Below are 23,590 nucleotides of genomic sequence, written 5' to 3' on the forward strand. Positions count from 1 at the left end.
CTCCGTTGCTATAATTCAGTTGCTCCACTCTGTACAGAGGCTTATTCGCCTCACTTTCAGGGCTGGACGAGATAAAGGAGGGACCCTGATGGCTATCGAACAACCGTTAACAACCAATACGCCGGTGCGAAAAATGACACCCCATCCACGCAAACGTACCCGCTGGAATTTCAAACGCACGTGGCCGTTGCATCTGATGCTGCTGCCTGCTGTACTGCTCACATTACTGTTCGCCTATGTGCCCATGGGCGGCATTATTATTGCTTTTCAAGACTTCAAACCGTGGCTGGGGTTCACTGGATCCAAATGGGTGGGCTGGGATAACTTCAGGTTCATGTTCGAATATCCCGACAGCGTTCAGGTCATCTGGAACACGGTGCTGATTGCTTCGATGAAAATTGTGGCCGGACTTGTGGCCCCCGTGGTGTTCGCCATTTTGCTAAATGAGGTTCGGAACTCTACATTCAAACGTTTCTCACAGACCTTGGTGTATCTGCCCCATTTCCTGTCCTGGGTTGTCCTGGGCGGCATTCTGCTCGATATGTTATCACCGGAAGGTGGGCTGGTAAACCAGGTTTTAGCCGCGGCTAGTGTTGAACCGATCTTTTTTCTGGGAGATGGCGACTGGTTCCGTGTAACGGTGGTTGTCAGTGATGTGTGGAAGGAGTTTGGATTCGGAACGATTGTATTTCTGGCAGCACTGGCGGGTATTAACCCGGCATTGTATGAGGCTTCGGAGGTGGATGGGGCAACACGGCTTAGACAGACATTACATATTACCCTGCCTGCACTCGTACCGATGATTATCGTGGTAGGTACGTTATCGCTGGGCAACATCCTGAATGCAGGTTTTGACCAGATCTTTAACCTGTACAATCCGCTGGTATATGAGAAAGGCGATATTATCGATACCTTTGTCTACCGGATGGGAATTCTGAATGGCAAAATGAGCTTTGCGACCGCTGTTGGACTATTCAAATCATTTGTCGCGATGTTCCTGGTCATCTCTGCGTACCGGATGGCGTACAAAATCGCCAATTACCGTATTTTTTAAGAAGCATTTTGCATAAATCCAGACAGCGACTTTCAATAAGAAAGATAGAGATCGAAATGGTTCAGTTCGTCTATATCTTGTACACGCGAGCGATTCAAATCGAATTATGCAAAATGCAGAGGAGGAATCAAGGTGTATCACAAAACAACCGGGTACCGTATATTCAATGGTTTCAACCTGATATTCATCGCGGCCGTCTCGATCCTGTGCATCCTGCCGCTCGTCCATATTCTGGCGGTTTCCTTCAGTGGTAAAGCGGCAGCATCCGCCAATCTGGTAACACTATGGCCGATTGATTTTACGGTGGACGCCTATACCAAAACATTTGGTAACAGTAACTTTATCAGCGCACTCTGGATTTCAGTCCAACGTACCGTTCTTGGCACACTGCTCAGTATGACACTTGTTTTCCTGACGGCTTATCCGTTATCCAAGGAGAGTCTGCACTTTAAAGGACGTTCGTTATATGCGTGGTTTTTCATCTTCACGATGCTGTTCAGCGGGGGATTGATTCCATCCTATATTTTGATCCAGAAGCTTGGATTGATGAATACGATGTGGGCTCTCATTTTGCCGGGAGCGGTGGCTGTCTGGAACCTGATTCTCATGATGAACTTTTTCCGCAACGTGCCAAAAGAGCTGGAAGAAGCCGCATTTATCGATGGAGCCAACCATATCACAACCCTGTTCAAAATCTATCTGCCTGTTTCCATGCCCGCCATTGCCACGATCTCCTTATTCACCATGGTAGGTCAATGGAATTCCTGGTTTGACGGTTTGATCTATATGAATGATGCTTCCAAATATCCACTCGCCACGTTAATGCAGACCATAATTGTACAGCAAGATTTCTCCAACATGAACGTGGATGCAACGCAGCTCCAGAACATGTCTCAACGTACGGTGAACGCGGCTCAGATCTTTATTGGGGCTCTGCCGATTCTGCTCGTATATCCGTTCTTGCAGCGTTTCTTCGTAAAGGGGATTGTGCTCGGGGCGGTAAAAGAGTAAGGCAAACACACGGAATCCCTTCTTGGAATTCTTTGTTCAGAAAGATCATGATTTCAGTTGATTCGAGATCGTTCTCCCGCGAGTTGCATTGTTATATTCATTAATTAACTCATCCAGCACCATGGATTGGCGAATAACCTCCGGATGCCATAGTTCCGGGTATTGAGCTGCAATCTGGTAGAGCCTTTGCCGTGCATGTTCGATACATTCCTGAATGGTTTCCGGATTATGTACCATACTCCCGCCCCCTGTTGTCCTTGAATATCATCATCCAAAAAAGACCATCTAATATAATATTCGGAACAAGAGGGGATTTGGATTACCCCAAAATTAAAATTTTGGTTATTTTTTCTTGTAAAAGTTATGATTAGCGTGGATCACATGAGTTGATGTGCATATATGTTCAATACAAATAAACCGGATCGGCTGCGCCTGTCCGGTTTTATTCCTGCTGAGTTTTTCAATTTTCTCTATCATGCTCCATTCATCTTAATCCAACATCCTTAAAACGATTGCCTATCGTCTCTGGAAAGGCACGTTTAATCGCATCAATGGCACGTTGTTCCGTAGCCCCTGCCTTCCGGATAAGCTCAATTACTCTTTGCACACATTCCGGTTCTCTCGAATCCCAAGAGATGGAGTTGTCTATTTCCTCAATGATCATTGTGTACAGGTTTGCGAGTAGCTCATACTCGTCTATGAGCTGGTCCATTTGAATGGACAGATGCTTAAGTCCTGCAACATAAGAGGCAATATCCAATCTTGATTTGGCATAATAGCGAAGTACAGTTGCCGCTTGTTCTGCGTCATATGTTCCTGACTGCAAAGCAGCAGCAATAGCGGCATACGCAGCCGCTCCACAGGCGTAATCTTGGGGCGGCAGCATATAGTCATGGGTTTCCCATTTGTACACGGCCTGGATTAACGATTCCTTGCAGACTTCCCATAAATCGATAGGTGCACAGGCTTCCAGAACCTGATAATACCAGTAGGGTGTACTGTTCCTCCCAAACGAATCATAGGGCAGACGAATGATTTCATTACCTTTACTTTCACAGATGAATAACACCCGTTCCGCATCATCATATCCAATAACAATGACAAATTGATCGTGCCAGAGAATCGCACCTACGCCCCGGTCAATGGAAGCTTTGATATCCAGCAGAGCCTGCTTCTGATAGAGCGGAAAAGTCGGTTCAAATGAAAATCCACCATGTTGTCCCGTTGTCACACCAATGAAGTCTGCTGCGACAAAGTTCTCTGCCATCCAATTGTATGCGGAGATTGACTCTGACGTCAGACGCCGATCCACCACTAATCGGAATGCACTTGCTGTCATGCCTGCAATCATGTGGTGTGGCAAAACTGTCCACTGTTTATGTAATAAAATGCGAAACAACGCATCTGTATATGCGCTCACACCGCTCCATGATCTATATTCATCCGCAGAGGTTGGGGCTTGCGGGAAGCGAATAAAGTCCTGCAATACTTTGGCTGCCATCATCCGTCACTCCTTCCTCCCTCATTCTATCGTGCTGAATGTGCCCCCCACCGTGGTACAGTGGACCGTTTACGGTCAGGATACTTCCTGGATATCACTCGAAAATAATCAATAGCCTGCTCTTCCAATGCTTTTGCCTTCACTAGTACCCGTGCTAGATCTTCTGTCGTATCTGGTCGCAAGACACGTCTATTTTCCTGCTGAACTATATATCCTTTTATTTGCTCAATTAACGTCCCAAGCTGTTCATAACATGCATAAGCCTGGTCCAGTTCGTTCCATATCCCTCCAACATCCTGCAAATACATCCTTATTTCAGTTCGAGCATGGCAGAAGGATTCCAAAATATAAGCCGCACCGGATTCATCAAAATCCCCACTCCGTAGGGCCTCCACCCACACATCATATGCCTTTCTACCTGAAGCAATATTCTGATCAGGTAACAGTCGATAGGGAATATCCCAATCCTCAATCGCCAGTCTCAGGGATTCCAGCAGCATCTGTTGTTCAGGGATGCGGACCTGATCACCAAATACCTGACAATACCAAAATCCGGTAAAGTTCAAGCCAAAATTGTCATACAACAAAATCTGCGGTTCCTTGCTCCATCCGTCTTGCACATAAAAGATGCGGTCACTGTCATCATATCCATGAATAACACCGAACTCAGGAATCCAGTAAATCACACCAGTGCCTTCATCAATACTCCGTCTCACCCAATTCACTGCATCCTGCTGATAATAACCGAACGTGGAATGACGTGTACGTCCCCCATCCCAGATCGTGAATATCCCCAGGTTATCGACTCCGGGACGATGTGCTTCCCCCCATTGTCCATACGCTGTAACCGACATGGGAAGTAGTCTGCGATGTACCGACAGCTTGAAAGCCATGCCCGTATATCCGGCAAGTACAACCTTGGAACCTTGAAACTGGCCTGTATGGGTTAGTATCGCATGCAGACTATCCACGTACGATTTGGACTCCCGCTTCATGATGAGGTTATCTAAAATGTTCTCAGCCAAGGATGGATCTTCTCCTCTCTATGCTGCTTTATTCCACGTTTTGCTTACCTTGTATCGCGAGCCTGTCAATTAATCCTTCTGCGCTTTGCTGAAGCTTGCGTCTAAGCCACCCAGGAGACAAAAGTTCCTCCCATTCACTAACAAACAAATGCTGTAAGAAAGCGTCCGTGTCATAAAATTCAATTGAATAAATCTGATCGTGCCTAGCCTGGATACGATACCCTTGCCATAGGTCCATTTGCTGCAATTCCTTCAAGCGAACCTCAGCTACAAACGGTTTACGCACAGGCAGTGTTTCTTCCCATCCACCTAGGAGAGCATCTGACTTGTACTCAAATCTCTCATTCAAGATCGATACATGAACAATGCCCTCCAAGCGAATGGCCACTTGCTGTACAGGGTCTGCTTCATAACCCACCACGTAATCGGCGTTAAACTGGGAAATCATCTTTAATGGACACAAGGAAAACTGCCGTTCTCCATCGTGATCCCTGTAATGAATATGTACTCTGCGCAAGTCGGTTATGGCGTGGGACAACAATTCAAAGAATTGCAGCTGCTTCGGTTGCGCCGAAAACACTGGGAGCTCACTACTTCCCATCTGTTGTTCCTCCAACGTAAAACGCTCCAGTAAATGCGCTACACGTTTCACCGCATCCGATTGATCATAATCGTAATGCCGGTAACGATGCGCCAGATATTTCAGCACACGCTGCTCTTCTTCGGTCATATACAAATGGGGCAATCGAAAAGTCTGATCCTCATAACAATAGCCCCGATATTTTGCCATATACACCAAAGGGGCTCGCAAGGAACTTGCCATATATTCAATATCACGCTGAGCCTGACGACGGGAGATTTCAAATTCACGGGCAAGCCAGCTGCTATTCGGAAAACGTCCACCCCGAATCTGTTCGTCAAACCAGTGAATCCGATGCATGTTACTCATCTTCCCGCCCCCATCTCATCCATTCTTAATATATTCGATTATATCAAAAGACATGGCCCGTTCCGAAGAACAGGCCAGTTATGTTATACATGTGCCTTATCCACTCTGGATTGCACGGCTTTGAAGCATTTCTTGCATACTTTCAGACTTGTACCGTCTGTTTTTGTTTGCGTATACAACAATTTAATTCGGGTACTGCTACACACCGGGCATGTTCCCCGGCCTCTGGAAGGAAGACTCCACAAAACGCGTCCTCTTTTAGTTTTTGCCAATGGTTGTGAACCTCTTTTCGATATGGTTTGTGTGTTCACCGTTATTATATAGGGCCTGGTACGACACAGAATGTCGCATCAGTTTTAGAAGTATTTCAAAAAATAAAAATGTCCCCTCTTCGACCTGAAGAAAGGACAACCTTTAGGAAGGATCTGTGCTCGACTGAGTTGCGGCCTGCAATAACGGTTGCAGGAGTCCTGGAAAGCGCGTTTCCAAATCATCGGATCGCAGGGTGAGAAAATGCTGTGTGCCCTGCACTCTGACCCGAATGACTCCAGCTTCTCGCAGGGTCCGAATGTGATGCGACATCGTTGACTTCACAACAGGTGCATGAAAATGACTGCACGGTTGCTCCCCGCTTCTCGCTGCTTCGGCAACAATCCCAAGACGGGTCGGGTCGCTTAACGCATACAATACGGAGGAAAGTTCAATATCTGACACCTGTGGATGATGTAAAATCTTCATACTGTAGTCCCCTTTTCTCAGACTATCCATTGTATTTTAACACAGATCCATGATATATTTCTAATGTTCGACACCAATCGAACTTTAATGATTTCGTTATGTAACCCCTGCCTGTTTGGCACGGGATTGACATCATACTACATTTTGCAAATGTTACACACCGTTTCTGAAATGTTGCGAAATACACATCACTCTAGGAGGTTTTTATGAACAACACCGCAACCGCATCATCAGGGGAACGGACCGGAATACAGGAAGGATTAATTGTAAGCTTGCTTGGCTTCACCGTTGTACTCGTTGTGATGAATACAATGATGTTTAATCTGGCCCTGCCCAAAATTGCAGCCGAATTTATGCTTACATCCGTCGCTTCCTCATGGATTGTTACAGGGTATTCTATTGTATTTGCCATTTCTTCGATTACGTTCTCACGTCTATCGGATTTCATACCTATTCGTACATTATTCACGACCGGGCTTACGTTACTTGGTGCGGCATCCGTTCTCGGGTTCTTCAGTAATCATTTCATCATTTTGCTCATTGCACGTCTGATCCAGGCTGCGGGTGCTGCTTCGGTTCCGGGGCTTGCCATTGTGCTAATTACCCGGTACATTCCGAATGATCGCCGGGGTAAATCGATGGCTGTCATCATGTCCGCCAGTTCACTTGGTCTTGGACTCGGTCCCGTCATCGGCGGAAGTATTACTCAGTTTCTGGGATGGCATGATCTGTTTATCGTTACAGGATTAACGTTATTCTTGATTCCTGTATTTTTCAAACTGCTTCCTCGGGAAACACCGCAAAAAGGTTCATTTGACCTGCTGGGTGCCGTGCTTCTCGCCATCGGTACTACCGGTGTGCTGTTATTCCTGACTTCCCGTCAGTGGTTCACGCTTGTCATCGGTGCTGCGGCACTGCTTCTGTTCTGGCTCCGAATTCGGCGCGCGGCAGATCCGTTTGTTCAACCTGCTTTGTTTAAAGACAAAAAATATATGATGCTCAGCTCGCTGGGGATTGTATCGTACATTAATAACTTCTCAACGTTGTTCCTGTTACCTCAAATTTTGGCGCATCTATATGGACTGACACCTGCTCAATCGGGACTCGTCATCTTCCCGGGTGCAGTTGTGTCCATGCTGCTGTCCAACCGGATCGGCCGCATGATTGACCGACATGGCAATACGTTGCTACTGAAGTTTGCCCCATGGCTACTACTGGCAGCTGCCGGACTATTCGCCTTATTTGCAGACAATAACATCTACGCCATCATGGCCGTGTATGTCCTGCTCAGCGTAGGCTTCTCTTCCCTAACCACCAGCGTGTCCAATGAATTGTCTGGAAATCTGACTATGGATCAGGTGGGCGCAGGTATGGGGCTGTTCCAACTCAGTCAGTTCTTCAGCGGTGCTTTCAGTGTTGCTGTTACTGGCGTAGCATTAACGGCGATGCAAAACATGCCACTGTCCTCAGCGTACACCAATATTTTCTGGGGCATGACTGTGGTCGCACTGGCATCCGTTATTTTCTCTCAGGTGTATCTGAGAATGCAGTCACGGAAAGTCACGAAAACAAGTCATCAGATTTAATATCATAACTAACCAAAAGAAGTCAGCAAGGGACCCTCGGGTTCTGAACCTGGCTTTTTTTCTACCTATTTTCTATGCATGATGCATGTGTCAGCTGCCCTCTTCCACTAACACAAAACAGCCCCAAGGATGCGTTCATCACACTCCTCGGGGCTATTATTTTATGGTTGACCAACTTCTCTATTCTTCTAAACTGAGTATACTATTCAAACAGGTCCAAACGAAGACGTTTCAGACTTGTATGTTTGATGTACCACTGGCCGTCGATTTTGACAAAAGTTTCGTGGTAATGCCCAAATCCGTGGAATGATTTGTTCTCATTGCCCTCCGGGAACGTGACCCAATCTTCCATTGGGGAGATGACCTTTGCTTCGTTCTCAGATACAAATTCAACTTCGGCGCTATGAACATGGTGCACGGTTACGGCAACATCCACCAGATCACGGAATACTTGTACGATCGTATCACGGCCTGTTAATACCGGAATTGGATTGCCTTCTGTGCTGAAATCGGCCACTGCATCCGGAGCAAACACATCACTCAAGGTATCCCACTGTTTCGTATCAATATAGCGGCAATAACGTGCCTTGGTATTCCGAATGTTTTCAAGCGCGAGCAATTGTTCCAGTCCTGTGATCGTTGATTGGCCCATGTGTTGTCCCTCCAGAGATGTAAAATGTGATGTAAGATTAGGATCATGTATGTATGCATACTATACCTTCCTTATTGTACCATTCGCCTTCTATTAGGTACAACGATACAAAAAAATCTTTCCTTACCTCTCACGAGGTTGAGGAAAGATCTGGATATACCTATGTGGCAGACGAGTTAACCACGTCGATTGAAGCTTCACTTCTATCTGCAAGTTACAGGGAATGTGCACCCTTCATCTGGGAAGCCAGTTCTGACATTTTTTTATTGTTCAAAAAACTTTCCATCTCTTCTTCCGCCTGCACCATCACCTGCTGGATCAAACAGCCTGCGTTATGATTCTGGGAACATTCGAACAGGGACGCCTGACCTTCAATCGCATGAATGATCTCCAGGAAAGAAGGATCCGGATTTTTACGACTAAGCCGGTAGCCACCATTGGCGCCAGAAGTTGATTCGATCATGCCCGCCTTAACCAATTTGGTCAATATTTTGGACAGATAGGTTGGGGATACCTTCTGCAATTCTGCAAGTTGGTGTACACTAACCAGCTGTTCGGGGGCAGTACTTACAAGATGAAGCATCGTATGCAAAGCATAATTTGTCGCTTTTGAATATTTCATGAGGGCACCTCATTATACACGGATTTAATTTATCCATAATAGACTTGATTGAGCTCTGTGTCAAACCACTATACCTCAAGCACTGGCAACATCGAAAAGATACGGGTTAATTGTGATACAATCCGCGATAATCCGTAGGTGTCATCCCCTCATGGGCCATGAACTGGCGGTTAAAATAACTGGCATTGGGATACCCCGCTTCCTCCGCGATTTGTCCAATGTTGGCCGTAGGCCGTTCGAGTAACCATTGCTTCGCCATCTGTAGTCGTGAACGAGTGATAAATTCCATGGGCGTCATCTCCACAGCACTCTTGAACATTTTGCAAAAGTAATACGAACTCACACCTGCAAGATCCGCCCAATCCTGCAACAGGAAAGGTTGACAGGCCTCCTGCTGCATCTGTGGAAGAAGTGCAAGAACCCGATTCTCCGCCTTACTTGTGGTACGTGTACTCTTTAAAGGTACTGCATGCTGCACGAACTCGGCGAGTACGGCATAGGTCAGTGTGGATAGCTGAGCCGGACGCAGCATGGTGTTCTGTTCCGCTTCAGTGAGCAAGGCCAGATGAGCCTCTTCCCAAGAGCTGCGTTGCCGCAGTGTCCACAATAGATTGCGATGTAACCCCCGCTCGATCATATAATCATGCAGACGTTCACCGTAAAAATGAACCCATCGTACATCCCATGGATCATCTTCACTACTATAATAATGCTGCCGCTGCTGCGGGAAATAGAGAAACGCCTGACCTGCGCGAAGCTCATGCACCACCCCGTCCACTTCTACATATCCCTTGCCCGAAGCGACGTAGTGAATATTAAAGTTGTTCAGTGCGCCGGCCTCACGCAACACGGCATGCTGGACGTGGTCCATATAATGTCCAACGGACTCGGGATAACAAAAATATGGAATATCCTGCAGGGTAAGCAATACGGTTTGTCTCATCATAGCCGGTTCTCCTTGATCAACAATATTGTGTTAACTAACTTCAATATATTATCATTTTAATTCATTGATCTATTCTTTATAATCACAATATACATTTATAAACGGGAGGATACAACACATGAATTCAGTTCAAAAATTGCGTTGGGGCATTCTTGGTAGCGCTAGCATTGCTGTGGAATCCGTAATTCCAGGCCTGCAACAATCCGAGTTAAATGAAGTAACCGCGATTGCCAGTCGAGACGAAGATAAAGCCAAACAGACGGCCGAGAAACTTGGGATCGACAAGGCTTATGGCAGTTATGAAGCTTTGCTCGCTGATGATTCCATCGATGCCGTATATATCCCACTGCCGAATCATCTTCATCGAGAATGGACGATCCGGGCTGCTGAAGCAGGCAAACATATTTTGTGCGAGAAACCACTGGCTCTGACAGAACAGGAAGCTCAGGAGATGGTTCAAGCTTGTGCAGATGCAGGTGTGCATCTGGCTGAAGCATTCATGTACCGCCATCATCCAAGATATGAGCAGATCCGAGATATCATTGCCAGCGGTGAGATTGGTGAGATTCGTGGTATGCACAGCACATTTTCATTTAATAACTCCAATGCATCCGGCAATGTCCGCTTTCGGCGGGATTGGGGCGGAGGTGCACTGTATGATATCGGATGTTATTCCATCAGCGTAGCACGTCTGCTGCTTGGTCAAGAACCAAGTGCAGTTACCGTTATTGGAATGTTCTCCCCACAGCATGATCAAGTCGATATGATGGCTTCCGGACTGCTGGAATTCGATAATCACGTTGGCGTGACGTTTGACAGCAGCATGTGGGCAGCATTCCGCAACACGCTGGAGGTATTGGGATCCGACGGGATTATTGAAGTCCCTTCGGCATTTATCAGCGGACAGGGCCGCAGTTCCAACTTCTATGTAACGGCTGGTGGTGAACGCAGAGAGATTGAAGTCCCGCAAGTGAACCACTACTCTCTACAGGGAGATGATATGGCACGTGCTGTACTTCAGGGCAAGGATCTGCGCTTCGCCCCTTCCGATGCGGTAGCTAATATGAAAGTACTGGAAGCTTGCCTTCGTTCAGCGGAAGAACGTACACGAATTACACTATAATTGAGAGGATGAACTGACTTATGGAATATATCGAAATTGCTGGTGCAGGTAAACGTGTCTCCAGATTGATTAAAGGAACCGATTATTTCGTGCATAATGCCTACGATAAAGCAGCTACGAACATGGATGCTTTTCTGTCGATTGGCGGTAACACTGTAGATACAGCACATATCTATTGTGGTGGACAGAGTGAAGAAGTCCTTGGTCGTTACATGAAAGAACGTGGTAACCGCGACCAGATCGTCATTCTCACCAAAGGCGCGCATCATGACCAGAATGGGCCACGTGTGAACGCTGATGCCATCCGCAGTGACTTGATGGAAAGTCTGGAGCGTCTTCAGACAGATCACGTAGAGATGTATGCCTTGCACCGGGATGATCCCAATACCCCTGTCAGTGTTATTCTTGAAGCACTGAACGAACATATTGAATCCGGTAAAATCGGCGCAATTGGCGCCTCCAACTGGACCTGGCAGCGGCTCGAGGAAGCCAATGCATATGCTGCGGCAAATGGCCTGAAGGGCTTCACATTCAGCAGTCCAAATCTCAGTCTCGCCAAAGCAAACGAACCGTTCTGGGAAGGCTGTGTGTCAGCAGATGCAGAGACGTTGGCATGGCATGAGCAAACCAAACTACCATTGCTATCCTGGTCCTCCCAAGCACGTGGTTTCTTCACTGGAAGATTCACACCTGAAGTTAGGGATAACGAAGATCTGGTGCGTGTATTCTACAGTGATGATAACTGGGAACGGTTGCATCGGGCCGAACAATTGGCTAATTCGAAGAAAACATCACCTATTCAGATTGCACTCGCTTATGTATTGAATCAGACGTTCCCAACCTGTGCGCTGATTGGTGCCCAGAATCAGGCGGAGCTGCTGTCCTGTGACGAAGGTTCCCGCATCACGCTGACTCCTGCTGAAATAACATGGCTGGATCTGGGCAGTAATGTACCGGCTGGCATCTAAAGAAAATTAATCATTCATCAACAAATACAGAAGGACTTACCCCAGAGCACATCTCTGAAGGTAAGTCCTTTATATCATAGATTAAGCCATATAGAATGTTAGAAATTGCAATGTCATTCGGTTGGATTACAGTTTAACGATCTGACCTGTTTTCTCGGATTCGAATGCTGCCAAGATCACTTGCAGGGAACGCAAGCCCTCTTCCCCGGAAATCGCTGGAGGTGTTTGAGTGACAATCGACTCTACAAATGCGTCAATCACACCACTCGGCACTTGTTTCTCGTTGGTAGCCATGGCACCAACTTTGTACGTCTCAACTGTACCATTGGTCAGCTCAACGATAACTTCATCGCCTTCCACTGTTCCGATCTTCATAACACCATTCTCGCACCACAGCACTGTACTGTTGTCTCCAGCTCTGTATTGTGTCCAGCTTGCTACGAGCGTTCCGATCGCTCCGCTCTTCATACGCAGCAAACAAGTTGCGTTATCGTCAACTTTAGTGCCTTCCTTGTGCAGTGTGCTGATGAAACCAGCTACTTCAGATACTTCATCATTGAGCAAGTAACGGATGAAGTCTGATTTGTGCACGCCCAGGTCGCCCATAGCGCCCATAATCGCTTCTTCTTTACGGAAGAACCAGCTTTCAGCTCCGTCCACACTCCATCCTTCCGGACCCGGGTGACCAAATGATGTACGGAAATTCAGGACTTTACCGAGTTTGCCGGATTCGAGAATTTCTTTTGCTTTTACGTGAGGAGGCATCAAACGCTGGTTGTGTCCAACCATCAAATACACGCCATTTTTCTTGGCAGCTTCGATCATTTGCTCGCCTTCTTCAGTGGATACTGCCATTGGTTTCTCAACTAATACATGCTTGCCTGCATTTGCAGCAGCAATCGCCATTGGCGCATGCAGATAGTTTGGTGTACACACACTAACGGCATCCACCGTCTCGTTTGCAAGCAATTCTTCGTAACTGGAATACGCTTTACCGCCGTAAGTCTCGGCCATCTTCTCCGCACGCTCCACAATCGGATCGGCAAAAGCGACAAGTTCTACGTTCTCATTGGCAGCGTACTCTGGAATATGTCTGCGCTCGGCAATGGCTCCACAGCCGAATACAGCAACTTTAATTTTACTCATGTACATAAGTCTCCTTTGACAAATAGATTAGCATTTTTCATGGTCCGATGGTCCATTAGAATTGATTCAGGTAGTTTTCTTTCAACCAGTTGTAGCTGTTGGATACGCTCTCAAGCGGAGGATTCTGACATACGTCTTGTTCCACGATCAGCCATTCCACGCCTGCATTCGTAGCGCCTTCAATAACAGCTGGCAGGTCAACCGAACCTTGTCCCAATTCCAGTGTTTTCATCTGGCCCTGTTCGTCTTTGCTGAAGTCCTTCAGATGAAGCAGCGGCAAGCGACCCGCATATTGTTTAATATACTCGATCGGATTTTGTCCCGCAAATTGTACCCAACATACGTCCATTTCCACTTTTACCGCTTCCGGTGATGTTTGAGCGAACATGGCATCAAAGGCATTGGCATCGCCAACCTGGCCGTGGAATTCAAAGTCATGGTTATGGTATCCGAAGATCAACCCTTGTTTCGCTGCTTCAGCTCCATATTGTTGTAACTCAGCGAATAGCTTGGTCCAACCTTCTGCATTCTCAGGACGATCTTCTGGCATCAGGTAAGGGCAAATGATATATTGTGCACCAATTGTTTTTAGGTAATCGATTTGTTTTTGCAAGTCTTCGCGCATCGCATGTAGTGAAACGTGGCTGCTGAATCCTTTCAGTCCAAGTTCATCTAGTAGCGCTTTCATTTCCTCAGCTGGAATATCGCCATATCCGGCAAACTCCACACCTTCATATCCAAGGGCCGCTACCTTACGCAACGTACCACGAAAATCTGCTGCAGTTTCATCACGGAGTGTAAACAATTGCAAACCAATATTAAGTTTTTTCATGTAGGATACACCTCTGTTCTCAAATTTGCTTTCATTGCTCTATCTGGTATCATCCTAACGCAAAACAGGCTAGAATGAACATATACAATATAGTCAGAACATGAACTATCTGATCAAATTTTATTTCCATCATTTTGCATCAATTGAATGTACCTAATTTCAACTGAAGATATTTACACTGGCACTCCGATGACAGAACAACCTTCCGATCGCTGTTATCCCCAGATTTTTTTAATTTCCTTTTCAAAAGGATAAAATCCGGTGATAAAGGCGAACACTCCGTTTCTTCAGGTTCTTTCTGTCCTCTCCGTTTTCGTGTAAATGTTAAGTTAAACTTATGATGTAAAAGGATGTACATATTGGGGGATTTTATCTTTGGATACGTTAGAGACATCTGTACTGATCTGTGACTACTCATACCACTATAAGGCGTTCACTCATAATATGAAGGGCGAGTTGCAAACCTATCTGTTCCGTCTGCAGACCGAAGGCTCGTGCAAAGTATATGTACAGGATGAAGAATTCAGGATGACTAGCGGGGATTTGCTGCTCTTAAAGCCTGGTGACGACTATCATCTCGTGGTCGATGAACCACATAAGGAAGGACGTTTGTCCAGCGGAGATTATTATCTGTTCTGCGAGGGCAGCTGGATCGAGAACTGGTGGAAACGGCAGCACCGATCTACCGTGAGCCGAATTGGACTGGATGACAAGCTCATCAGCCTGTGGAGAAATATGTTACTTGAGAAACGTCGCGGACCTCTTGAGGAAAATGCGGAGCTAAAGGATGCGTTACTGCGCGGATTATGTCTGTATATCGACCGGGCAATTAAAGAGAATATTCAGACCGATCGGGCAGTTTCCTCTGCGCTGAAGTTAAAACGTTTTATAGAGGAGCATGCCACGGTTACGTTCAAGCTTGATGAAGCGGCTCGTTATGCGGGCCTCAGCCTGTCACGTGCAGTCCGTTTATTTAAGGAGCACTACAATCAGACCATGATTCAATATGCGATTGAGATCCGTTTGAATGCGGCGCTGGAACGAATGAAATACAGTGAAATGACACTGGAGCATATTGCCGAATCCTGCGGTTTTGCAAGTTACTCCTATTTCCACCGGGTATTCCGGGCGCACTTCGGTGTGTCTCCGGCGGAGTATCTCAAATCCAGACAGCATGAGCCTATCGATGATCTGGAACATGTATGATATTCAGTATCAGAAACCCATGACCTTAAAGAGTTCATGGGTTATTTTGATACATTGAACTGTAATCAATTTTCAGTACGACTGGAAGTCAGAACGTTTTTTATAAAATGAAGTTCACTTCAATATTTTTTCATGTGACTCCTACAGAACAAGACTGTACAATTATAGAGACAGTCACTTTACAAATTCATACATATCCATTAAATTCACATCTATCATACTGGAGCGATACATATGCTAACCCACCAGCGCAAAGTCCTCATCATCGAGGATGAATCAGATATTTCGCGCATTCTGCGAGATTATTTAACCAAAAATCAATATGAAGCCGCCGTGGCAGCCACTGGACAAGACGGACTTCAGATTATGGAGCTTATTCAACCAGACTACATCATTCTGGATATCATGCTTCCGGACATGGACGGGATCGAGGTCTGTCGAGAGATCAGAAGGCGCAATAATATCCCCATCCTCATTCTAAGTGCCAGAGGCAGTGATACCGATAAGGTACTTGGTCTTGGCTTTGGAGCAGACGACTATATGACCAAGCCCTTCTCGCTGAGCGAATTGTTAGCACGAATTAATGCCCACTTCAGGCGTTATGACAGCATGACATCCGTTGGAGACAGAACAGATCTGCTGCATCTTGGAAACCTGGTGATTGATAAAAAAGCCTATAAAGTTACATTAAACGGATCGGAAGTTTCTCTGTCTGCCAAGGAATTTGAACTACTTCATTACTTGGCAAGCCACAAGAATCAGGTATTCTCCAAAGCCCAGTTGCTCGACGCCATCTGGGGATATGCAACCTACGGTGATGAAAATACCGTAACCGTATACATTCGCAGACTGCGTGAAAAAATTGAGGCAGATGCCTCGCATCCGACCGTTCTGAAGACGGTATGGGGTGTCGGTTACAAATTCAATTACGAATAAGTGAGATTGGAGGCACCCACATGTCATTGAACAGCTGGTCCAAACGCTGGTTGTTAACAACACTTGGGCTTCTCATTATTATCGTTTTAAGTACCCTTGCACTGTCGATGATGCTGTTACAAGATCGAAATTCAGGCGAATCCAATCTGTCCCTGAATCAGGTTCGACTCAAGGTCAATCCGATCTTACTCGCTTTGGAGCAAAATCATCAGCATCTTAATGAGCAAAATATTCGTGAAGTCATACGTTCCACCGCCAGAGAGACCGGGGTTCTGCTTACCTATCTAAACTTGGATGGAAAAGTCATTCTGTCCTCCGACCCCACCTCTGAAGGAACGCAAGTTAATCTGCGTTCAGCCCTTCATTATGATCTGCATCATGCCACGCAGGCCGCGGACGGTAACGATTTGCTTGATATTGCGTTTCCCGTGATGGACGGACCGGTGGGAAGTCAGATCGGCAATGCTATCTTTTCCATCCCCCAAGCCATGGTTACGGTTCAGCAATCGATGACTTTTCCGGTTATATTGATTAGCGCACTCATACTCCTGTCACTGATTCTGAGCTTATTTCTATTCTGGATGAAACGAAAACTGGACAAACACCTGCTCTCTCCCATCCATCAATTGAAGCAACATGCGGAATCCATGCTTAAAGGCAATTATGAGGAAAAAATCCAGTACAACCGAAACGATGAATTGCTCGAAGTATATGCCATGTTTGATCTAATGCGCACAGAGATTAAACATATGAGCGAGCAGCGTATTCAGCAGGAACAAGCACAAAAAGAACTCATCACCAATATATCTCATGACATTAAAACACCAATTACCACAATAAAAGCATACATAGAAGCTATTGAGGAAGGACTATGCAACGATCAGGAGACGCTAATGGAATACATGGGAGTCATGCGAACCCATACGGATAAAACAGTCCGACTTGTGGAGGATCTGCTGGTTCATGCACTTCAGGAACTGGGGCAAATTTCGGTGGAAACCCGTGAAATATACAGTGGGCCTATACTAGAGACGTTGTTGAAACCTATTGAACATGTTGTCCTAACAAAGGGGCTTAGCTATAAAGGACCCAACTACATCCCCAATGTGTTAATCGCTATCGACCCCACTCGAATTGAACAGGTGATCTCCAATCTTGCCGCCAATGCCCTCAAGCATACAGTTCCAGGAGACACGATCCGTATAGATATGGAACTGGAATCCGGACACTTGAAAGTGACGATTGCCGATTCGGGTCAGGGAATACGTGTACAGGACATGCCGTTTGTTTTTCAGCGTTACTTCAGAGGCCATACGAGTCATGCAGAACAACATATTCAGGAAGGTACAGGGCTGGGCCTTTCTATCTGCCAAAGCATTATTGAAGCACACAGAGGTCATATTTCCTTTACTAGTAAAGAAGGACAAGGTACAACCTTCCGGTTCTATCTGCCGATCTGCTGAGCACCCTCCACAGCTGTAATACTTTATTCATAATTTGATAAGGCTTCCTCAACATCCCTCCTCTAGAATGAATCCTATACTGTACTCGGGAGTGATTCAATTTGTCGAAAAAGGTGATTATCCGTGCACAGAATCTGTGCAAAACGTACAACAGCGGAAGTGAGCAACATCATGCCATCCGTAATGTTGATCTCGATATCTATGAAGGGGAATTCACGGTCATCATGGGTAACTCTGGCTCTGGCAAATCAACCCTCCTATATCTGCTAAGCGGACTGGATCAGATTACAGCAGGTGAGGTTTATTTTCGTGACCAGCGGATTGACGCTTATAGTGAACGGGCAATGTCCGACTTCCGCACCCGCCGAATCGGTTATATCTATCAAAGTATCAATCTGGTCCCAGACCTTTCCATCAAAGAGAACATTGCTTTACCGGGATATATTGCAGGAAACAAAAAGAAGGACATCCTATCCCGCGCTGCTGAGCTGATGAATGCCATGGATATTGATGGACAGCGTAACCGCCTCCCATCCCAAACTTCCGGAGGACAGCAGCAACGAGCTGCGATTGCACGGGCTTTGATCAATTCGCCGGATATCATTTTTGCGGATGAACCGACCGGAAGCTTAAATATGGAACATGGCACAGCCGTTCTCGATATCCTTACAGAAATTCATCGAAAAGGACAGTCTGTTGTTATGGTGACGCATGATATCAAGGCCGCCTGTCGGGCAGATCGCCTGATCTATATTCAAGACGGCAAGATTGGCGGAATCCTTGAGTTTGACACCTATGACAAACATCAAATTCAGGATCGTGAAGCGATTATCTTCGCTTTGGTTACGGGGAAGGAATAACGATGGCAGTCATATTTAAACTTAGCTTGTCGTATCTGAGTAGGAACAAAATACAAAATGCGCTGATTGCGCTGCTCCTGCTTCTCTCGACACTTCTTGTATCTACAGCTATTGTCATTCTGGCGAACACAGGCAATCAGTTTTATGAAATGCATACCCGAACTCATGGATCTCATCAGATCCTGACGTTTGAAAAAGGGCTCAATGACCCTGACGCTGTGCACAACTGGTGGGCTTCTCAGGATGGAGTTCAGGTGTCCCCTTTGCTAACGTATCGTACATTGTCAGGCATCATTTTGAATGAAACTCACATCCCTAACATCTACCTGTACATGTTTAATACGCCTCCGCCGCCTTGGGGTGTGGATGAACTGATTTTCTCAAGCGGGACGCCCGACACAGTTCCCGAACAAGGCTCCGTCTGGATTCCAACGTCCATGGCAAATACCTATCATATTTCCGTAGGTGATACCATTGGCTTCAAAACCGGCTCAAGCACACTCGAATTGAATGTATCGGGCATTGTCATCGATGTACCATACGGGGCACCATTCTCCAATACAGCACGGGTCTGGATGAATCCTACCGATTATCAACATGATCTCGCGACACTTGCTGGCAACGAGAATCGTATGATGGGCATCCATTTTAACGATTACAGTATGAATTCGGTGTATTGGGAACGGTACAATCGTGAGACAGGTATTCCGTTTCTGGAATCCAAAATGGAGTTCGAGGCCATTGCCTCTTTCTATCTGATCATCAATCAGGTTATTGGATTCATCATGATATTCATGGGTGTTGTCATGCTCTCTATTGCCCTGATGACCATCGGGTTTACGATTGCGGATGCCATCCTGGCCAATTACAGAACAATAGGAATCCTCAAATCACTAGGTCTGACTTCCCGAAAAACGATAGGCACCTATGTTATTCAATATGCATTGATATCCATCGTAGCCATTATCCCTGGACTTGCACTCAGTATATGGATATCCAAATGGATCATTAATATTTCTGTATCCTCTCTTCGAGTGGGGAATCAGAACATTCCAGTCCAAGGATTGGATGCGGCCATACTGGCCGGCGTACTACTATTTGCTCTAGTGATTCTGTTCACTGTGTTATATGCCAAAAAGGCACGCAGCATACAGCCCGTGCAGGCTATTCGTTATGGTATGTCGGAGACAGATCACAGCCGGATGGCTGGGAAAATGAATTCGCCATGGGCACACTGGATCGGATTTACACGACTGCCTGTCACCGCCGTACTTGGATTCCGACATGTGTTCAAAAACACCAAAAGCTCTGTTCTAACACTCCTGCTAGCCACCATGGCTTCCTCCGTACTTGTTCTGGGTTATGTTCTGCTGACCAGTATAACCGGAATTGAACAGACCGCAGCTAAATGGGGATATGACAATGCCAATATCGCAGCAGTAGTCGTGAACAAAGGTACCTTTCCAAAGACTGAACTGAAACAAACGTTAGAAGAGGATATACGGATTAGTAATGCAGGCTGGCAAGGGAACACAACGGGTGTAATTAGCCCGGAGTCTTTGGCATCAGTAGAGGGCCAATCCATCAGTCTCAACTTGAGTGTACTGGACGGGAGTTATCAGGAACTTGGATTCGAAACGTTAAAAGGGGTTAACCCACAACATGCAAATGAAATTGCCATTGGTGTAAGTATAGCCAAAACATCAAATAAAGATCTCGGTGATCTTATCGATATCTATATTGAAGGAGAAAAGCGTACATTCCTCATCACAGGCATCTATCAGGCGATCGCCAACATGTCTGTTTCAGGCAGAATCACCATTGATGCCATGAGAAGTGTGAACCCCGGTTATAGTGAATTTGATGTTATCTTCATCAATGTGAATGATATGGCACAAGCGGGTAAGGTTGCCTCTGAATTAAATGAGCAATTTAAAGATTTTGCTTCGGTAGTCACTCAGAAGACTTTGCTTGATTCGGTTTACGCGGAAGCCGCTAACATCCTGATCTATCCGATGAGCCTGATCGGATTGCTGTTTATCATTGTGACGTTCATCATTATTTTCAGTACCTGTAGAATCAATATTCGTAAAGAAAGCAGAAAGTACGGGATATACAAATCGCTGGGAATGACATCCCGCCAAATCCGGTTGTCGCTCACCATGGGAATGTTCATACTGTCCTCCGTGGGAGCCATACTGGGTATTTTCGTCGGCGTATATCTGCTGCCTCTTCTACTCGAAATGATCCTTTCCGGTTATGGTATCGTACAACTTCCACTGATCCTGCATTGGGGTGGAATGGTACTGTTCACCTGTCTAAGCATCATTGCAGCCAGCCTTGGATCGTGGTTCTCTTCGAGAATCATTCGGGAAGCATCGCCACGTATGCTGGTTATCGAATAATGTAATCAGAATGCCTAACACAATAAAACAAGCCCTTCCATACCTCTATAGGATGTGGAAGGGCTTGTTATCATGATATGAACTATTTCCGCCATTTCTTCGCAAGTGCACCAATCTGATGTGGCGTAGTGCGGCAACAGCCGCCAATAATTTGCGCGCCCGCAGCAACCCACTGCTCCGAAGCATCACTCATGCTGCCACAAGTACCCTGTCCGCTCCACGTCTTCGTTGCTGCATCATATACTTCTCCCGAGTTCGGATACACAATAACAGGTTTATCGCTGGTACGGCTCAAAATACCCACTGCTTCCGTCACCACTTCCATCGGAGCACAGTTCAGGCCAATCGCCGCAACCTGCGGCTCGGAGCCAAACGTCTGTGCACATACCTCAAGCGGTGTGCCCTCGCTGATGCTTGTCCCGTCTTTTAAAGAAAATGATAACCAGGCATACGCATGAGGAAACTCCTTCAGTACATCAACCAGCACCTGTGCTTCCTGCAGGGAAGGAATCGTCTCAAACGCCAGAATATCAGCACCCGCTTCAAGCAGCGCCGCCATACGTGGACGGTGAAATGCGGCCAGCGTCTCATCCGACACGCCGTAATGTCCCACATACTCTGAACCATCCGCCAGATAGGCGCCGTACGGACCAACGGACCCGGCAATAATTGGACGTGGACGAAAACTGTCTCCTTCGCGATCTACTGTACGATCTGTTATATGCTCCTCATTCTCTACGTTCTCGGAACGTACCGAAGGAGCTTCTACAAGCTGACCTGTCGAGCTTTCTCTCCCTACTAAACTACTCTGCACTTCTGCCCACACGTCATCTCTCGCCTGTACAGCCAGTTCCACCGTCTTGCGGATCAGCTCCAGTGCTGACTGTTCATCGATCCCTCTCTTACGGAAACCATCCACCGTCGCCTGATAACTGGATGTAATCGCACAGTCGGCTCCTGCTCGAAAATAATCTGCATGGACCTGAACAATAACATCCGGATTCTCAAGCAACACACGAGCAGACCATAGTGGATCATCGAGATCACATCCATGCTGTTCGAGTTCCGTAGCCAACGCTCCATCCAGAATCATGACCGGATGTTCACGAAGGATCTGTTCTATGGGGTTAGTCTGTTGTTCTTGCGTCATGTACTTGTCCTCTTTTCTTATTCACACGTTCTGTCAGATAATAAGCAGCGTAACATACTGCGATAAACGGAACCCCACAATACAGCGCAATTCGCTGTGTCGGGTCAAAGGCAATACCTATGCATGAAGCCAGGCATAATATAAATGAAACAATTGGTACCACCGGATACAGTGGTGTGCGGTAGACCAGATCTTTGACCGCATGTCCTTCCCGGATATATTGTCTGCGGAACATGTATTGGGAGGCACTGATACTCATCCATACTGCAACGACAGCCAGACCTGAAATGGAAACCAGTGTAATATACACGGTACCTGGCGCAATGATGCTGGACAGCAAGGCCAGCGCACCACCCACCATACTAATCAGAAGTGCATTCAGCGGTACTCCGCTTTTGGTCAATTTGGCAAACCACGGAGAGATCGTTCTTTTGTCAGCCAGAGACCAGAGCATACGTGAAGATGCATACAGGCCTGAATTGGCAGCAGAGAGAATCGCCGTCAGAATAACAAAGTTCATAATGTCTGCTGCATAGGGTACACCCACCCGCTCCATTACCGCTACAAACGGACTTTCCAGTACACTGGCATCCGACATGGGCAGCAAGGCCGACAAGATAATAATCGTTCCGATGAAGAAAATAACCAAACGCCACAGCGTTGTATGAATAGCCTTTGGTATCGTCTTTTCCGGGTTCTCCGTCTCACCGGCGGCAATGCCGATTAACTCGGTGCCTGAGAAGGCAAAGTTTACAGCAAGCATGGTCATCAATATCGCTGTAGCCCCATGAGGGAACCACCCGGATGCGGTAATATTCGATAGAAATGGAGCCGGTTCAGAATCCGCCATGGGAATGAACCCAAACATGGCTGCGCCACCGATAATAATGAAGATTACGATAGTCACTACTTTTACAGATGAGAACCAGAACTCGGATTCCGCAAAAAATTTCACCGTTAGAGCGTTAAACAGAAAGATCATCAGTGCAAAAACCGCGCTCCATATCCATACGTTTACCGATGGGAACCAGCGCTGCATAAGCAATCCGGCGGCTGTGAATTCGGAGCCAAGCGCAACAGTCCAGGTTAACCAGTATAACCAAGCCACCGTGTAACCTGTTGCCGGTCCGATATATTTGGCTGCATAACTATGAAATGCTCCCGTCTCTGGCATATGAACAGACAGTTCACCAAGACAGAGCATCACCAGATATACAACGATGGCTCCAATCAGATAGGACAGAATGGTTCCCAGTGGTCCCGCCTGCTGAATCGTGTAACCTGAGCTGAGGAATAATCCCGTTCCAATGACTCCTCCGAGAGAGAGCATGACCACATGCCGTGCCTGCATTTTCCGCTGAAAATGCCCTTTGTCGTTGTTGTTCTCCATACCTGCTGCTCCCCTACTTCTTCATCC

General features: G+C 46.5%; 23 protein-coding genes. 10 read left to right on the forward strand and 13 right to left on the reverse strand.

Annotation, left to right across the window (positions count from 1 at the left end):
• Positions 1-133: 133 nt before the first annotated feature.
• On the forward strand, positions 134-1,054 hold the full coding sequence (locus NST38_RS26420; protein WP_101314588.1) for an ABC transporter permease: 921 nt from the start codon (positions 134-136) through the stop codon (positions 1,052-1,054).
• Between the two features lie 132 nt (positions 1,055-1,186).
• Positions 1,187-2,065: a carbohydrate ABC transporter permease gene (locus tag NST38_RS26425; protein WP_036606808.1), complete on the forward strand. Its 879-nt coding sequence runs from the start codon at positions 1,187-1,189 to the stop codon at positions 2,063-2,065.
• A gap of 45 nt (positions 2,066-2,110) precedes the next feature.
• Here NST38_RS26425 and NST38_RS26430 read toward each other — a convergent pair whose 3' ends face one another.
• From NST38_RS26430 to NST38_RS26455, 6 genes are all read right to left on the reverse strand, one after another.
• Positions 2,111-2,302 carry an aspartyl-phosphate phosphatase Spo0E family protein gene (locus NST38_RS26430; RefSeq protein WP_036606805.1) on the reverse strand — a complete coding sequence of 64 codons (192 nt, stop codon included), beginning with the start codon at positions 2,300-2,302 and terminating at the stop codon, positions 2,111-2,113.
• 247 nt (positions 2,303-2,549) lie between these two features.
• The gene (locus NST38_RS26435; protein ID WP_341344168.1) at positions 2,550-3,566 is read right to left on the reverse strand and encodes a hypothetical protein; all 1,017 of its coding nucleotides are present in this window, start codon (positions 3,564-3,566) and stop codon (positions 2,550-2,552) included.
• A gap of 26 nt (positions 3,567-3,592) precedes the next feature.
• On the reverse strand, positions 3,593-4,591 hold the full coding sequence (locus NST38_RS26440; protein ID WP_256720159.1) for a C39 family peptidase: 999 nt from the start codon (positions 4,589-4,591) through the stop codon (positions 3,593-3,595).
• A gap of 28 nt (positions 4,592-4,619) precedes the next feature.
• On the reverse strand, positions 4,620-5,540 hold the full coding sequence (locus NST38_RS26445; protein ID WP_341344169.1) for a helix-turn-helix transcriptional regulator: 921 nt from the start codon (positions 5,538-5,540) through the stop codon (positions 4,620-4,622).
• Positions 5,541-5,623: 83 nt separating this feature from the next.
• Entirely contained in the window at positions 5,624-5,812 is a 189-nt protein-coding gene (locus tag NST38_RS26450) for a hypothetical protein (protein WP_074096524.1), read from the reverse strand.
• A 142-nt stretch (positions 5,813-5,954) separates the two neighbouring features.
• Positions 5,955-6,278, reverse strand: a complete 324-nt coding sequence (locus NST38_RS26455; RefSeq protein ID WP_341344170.1) for an ArsR/SmtB family transcription factor — start codon at positions 6,276-6,278, stop codon at positions 5,955-5,957.
• A 206-nt stretch (positions 6,279-6,484) separates the two neighbouring features.
• On the opposite strand from NST38_RS26455, the gene NST38_RS26460 reads away from it, so the two are divergent.
• Positions 6,485-7,864, forward strand: a complete 1,380-nt coding sequence (locus NST38_RS26460) for an MFS transporter (protein ID WP_076253531.1) — start codon at positions 6,485-6,487, stop codon at positions 7,862-7,864.
• A gap of 202 nt (positions 7,865-8,066) precedes the next feature.
• Here the strand turns inward: NST38_RS26460 and NST38_RS26465 are convergent, their stop codons facing one another.
• The 3 genes from NST38_RS26465 to NST38_RS26475 all read right to left on the reverse strand — a co-directional run bounded on the left by NST38_RS26465 (position 8,067) and on the right by NST38_RS26475 (position 10,084).
• Positions 8,067-8,516: a nuclear transport factor 2 family protein gene (locus NST38_RS26465; RefSeq protein WP_338707066.1), complete on the reverse strand. Its 450-nt coding sequence runs from the start codon at positions 8,514-8,516 to the stop codon at positions 8,067-8,069.
• A gap of 214 nt (positions 8,517-8,730) precedes the next feature.
• Entirely contained in the window at positions 8,731-9,138 is a 408-nt protein-coding gene (locus NST38_RS26470; protein WP_017692155.1) for an RrF2 family transcriptional regulator, read from the reverse strand.
• Between the two features lie 106 nt (positions 9,139-9,244).
• Positions 9,245-10,084 (reverse strand): helix-turn-helix transcriptional regulator, encoded by an 840-nt coding sequence (locus NST38_RS26475; RefSeq protein WP_036606789.1) that lies wholly within the window; start codon positions 10,082-10,084, stop codon positions 9,245-9,247.
• 118 nt (positions 10,085-10,202) lie between these two features.
• Between NST38_RS26475 and NST38_RS26480 the strand changes: the two genes are divergently transcribed.
• A complete protein-coding gene (locus tag NST38_RS26480; RefSeq protein ID WP_341344171.1) occupies positions 10,203-11,207 on the forward strand; it encodes a Gfo/Idh/MocA family protein in 1,005 nt (334 codons plus the stop codon).
• Between the two features lie 20 nt (positions 11,208-11,227).
• Positions 11,228-12,175, forward strand: coding sequence for an aldo/keto reductase (locus NST38_RS26485; protein ID WP_341344172.1), 948 nt, complete (start codon positions 11,228-11,230; stop codon positions 12,173-12,175).
• Positions 12,176-12,301: 126 nt separating this feature from the next.
• On the opposite strand, the gene NST38_RS26490 is transcribed toward NST38_RS26485, so the two are convergent.
• Positions 12,302-13,321 (reverse strand): Gfo/Idh/MocA family protein, encoded by a 1,020-nt coding sequence (locus NST38_RS26490; RefSeq protein WP_341344173.1) that lies wholly within the window; start codon positions 13,319-13,321, stop codon positions 12,302-12,304.
• Between the two features lie 55 nt (positions 13,322-13,376).
• Entirely contained in the window at positions 13,377-14,153 is a 777-nt protein-coding gene (locus tag NST38_RS26495) for a sugar phosphate isomerase/epimerase family protein (RefSeq protein ID WP_047841639.1), read from the reverse strand.
• 375 nt (positions 14,154-14,528) lie between these two features.
• Here NST38_RS26495 and NST38_RS26500 point away from each other — a divergent pair, with 375 nt between their 5' ends.
• The 5 genes from NST38_RS26500 (at position 14,529) to NST38_RS26520 (ending at position 21,023) form a co-directional block, all read left to right on the forward strand.
• Positions 14,529-15,359 (forward strand): helix-turn-helix domain-containing protein, encoded by an 831-nt coding sequence (locus NST38_RS26500; RefSeq protein ID WP_076253526.1) that lies wholly within the window; start codon positions 14,529-14,531, stop codon positions 15,357-15,359.
• A 234-nt stretch (positions 15,360-15,593) separates the two neighbouring features.
• The gene (locus NST38_RS26505) at positions 15,594-16,295 is read left to right on the forward strand and encodes a response regulator transcription factor (RefSeq protein WP_036668131.1); all 702 of its coding nucleotides are present in this window, start codon (positions 15,594-15,596) and stop codon (positions 16,293-16,295) included.
• Positions 16,296-16,315: 20 nt separating this feature from the next.
• Complete coding sequence (locus tag NST38_RS26510; protein WP_341344174.1) at positions 16,316-17,758, forward strand: HAMP domain-containing sensor histidine kinase; 1,443 nt, start codon at positions 16,316-16,318, stop codon at positions 17,756-17,758.
• A gap of 101 nt (positions 17,759-17,859) precedes the next feature.
• A complete protein-coding gene (locus tag NST38_RS26515; RefSeq protein WP_341344175.1) occupies positions 17,860-18,618 on the forward strand; it encodes an ABC transporter ATP-binding protein in 759 nt (252 codons plus the stop codon).
• A gap of 2 nt (positions 18,619-18,620) precedes the next feature.
• Positions 18,621-21,023: an ABC transporter permease gene (locus NST38_RS26520; protein WP_341344176.1), complete on the forward strand. Its 2,403-nt coding sequence runs from the start codon at positions 18,621-18,623 to the stop codon at positions 21,021-21,023.
• A gap of 82 nt (positions 21,024-21,105) precedes the next feature.
• Here NST38_RS26520 and mmuM read toward each other — a convergent pair whose 3' ends face one another.
• Both mmuM and mmuP read right to left on the reverse strand, forming a co-directional pair.
• Complete coding sequence (gene mmuM / locus NST38_RS26525) at positions 21,106-22,173, reverse strand: homocysteine S-methyltransferase (RefSeq protein ID WP_341344177.1); 1,068 nt, start codon at positions 22,171-22,173, stop codon at positions 21,106-21,108.
• Positions 22,151-23,563: an S-methylmethionine permease gene (gene mmuP / locus NST38_RS26530; RefSeq protein ID WP_076253521.1), complete on the reverse strand. Its 1,413-nt coding sequence runs from the start codon at positions 23,561-23,563 to the stop codon at positions 22,151-22,153. Before mmuP ends, mmuM begins: the two co-directional genes overlap by 23 nt.
• Positions 23,564-23,590 lie beyond the last annotated feature (27 nt).

The organism is Paenibacillus sp. FSL H8-0104, from assembly GCF_038050215.1.
GTDB lineage: Bacteria > Bacillota > Bacilli > Paenibacillales > Paenibacillaceae > Paenibacillus > Paenibacillus amylolyticus.

What these genes read in the sequence shown, in the direction of transcription:
- NST38_RS26420 (WP_101314588.1), top strand. Translation starts at nt 134, where the DNA reads ATGACACCCCATCCACGCAAACGTACCCGCTGGAATTTCAAACGCACG.
- NST38_RS26430 (WP_036606805.1), bottom strand. Translation starts at nt 2,302, where the DNA reads ATGGTACATAATCCGGAAACCATTCAGGAATGTATCGAACATGCACGG.
- NST38_RS26435 (WP_341344168.1), bottom strand. Translation starts at nt 3,566, where the DNA reads ATGGCAGCCAAAGTATTGCAGGACTTTATTCGCTTCCCGCAAGCCCCA.
- NST38_RS26445 (WP_341344169.1), bottom strand. Translation starts at nt 5,540, where the DNA reads ATGAGTAACATGCATCGGATTCACTGGTTTGACGAACAGATTCGGGGT.
- NST38_RS26455 (WP_341344170.1), bottom strand. Translation starts at nt 6,278, where the DNA reads ATGAAGATTTTACATCATCCACAGGTGTCAGATATTGAACTTTCCTCC.
- NST38_RS26460 (WP_076253531.1), top strand. Translation starts at nt 6,485, where the DNA reads ATGAACAACACCGCAACCGCATCATCAGGGGAACGGACCGGAATACAG.
- NST38_RS26465 (WP_338707066.1), bottom strand. Translation starts at nt 8,516, where the DNA reads ATGGGCCAATCAACGATCACAGGACTGGAACAATTGCTCGCGCTTGAA.
- NST38_RS26470 (WP_017692155.1), bottom strand. Translation starts at nt 9,138, where the DNA reads ATGAAATATTCAAAAGCGACAAATTATGCTTTGCATACGATGCTTCAT.
- NST38_RS26475 (WP_036606789.1), bottom strand. Translation starts at nt 10,084, where the DNA reads ATGATGAGACAAACCGTATTGCTTACCCTGCAGGATATTCCATATTTT.
- NST38_RS26480 (WP_341344171.1), top strand. Translation starts at nt 10,203, where the DNA reads ATGAATTCAGTTCAAAAATTGCGTTGGGGCATTCTTGGTAGCGCTAGC.
- NST38_RS26485 (WP_341344172.1), top strand. Translation starts at nt 11,228, where the DNA reads ATGGAATATATCGAAATTGCTGGTGCAGGTAAACGTGTCTCCAGATTG.
- NST38_RS26490 (WP_341344173.1), bottom strand. Translation starts at nt 13,321, where the DNA reads ATGAGTAAAATTAAAGTTGCTGTATTCGGCTGTGGAGCCATTGCCGAG.
- NST38_RS26495 (WP_047841639.1), bottom strand. Translation starts at nt 14,153, where the DNA reads ATGAAAAAACTTAATATTGGTTTGCAATTGTTTACACTCCGTGATGAA.
- NST38_RS26505 (WP_036668131.1), top strand. Translation starts at nt 15,594, where the DNA reads ATGCTAACCCACCAGCGCAAAGTCCTCATCATCGAGGATGAATCAGAT.
- NST38_RS26510 (WP_341344174.1), top strand. Translation starts at nt 16,316, where the DNA reads ATGTCATTGAACAGCTGGTCCAAACGCTGGTTGTTAACAACACTTGGG.
- NST38_RS26520 (WP_341344176.1), top strand. Translation starts at nt 18,621, where the DNA reads ATGGCAGTCATATTTAAACTTAGCTTGTCGTATCTGAGTAGGAACAAA.
- mmuM (WP_341344177.1), bottom strand. Translation starts at nt 22,173, where the DNA reads ATGACGCAAGAACAACAGACTAACCCCATAGAACAGATCCTTCGTGAA.
- mmuP (WP_076253521.1), bottom strand. Translation starts at nt 23,563, where the DNA reads ATGGAGAACAACAACGACAAAGGGCATTTTCAGCGGAAAATGCAGGCA.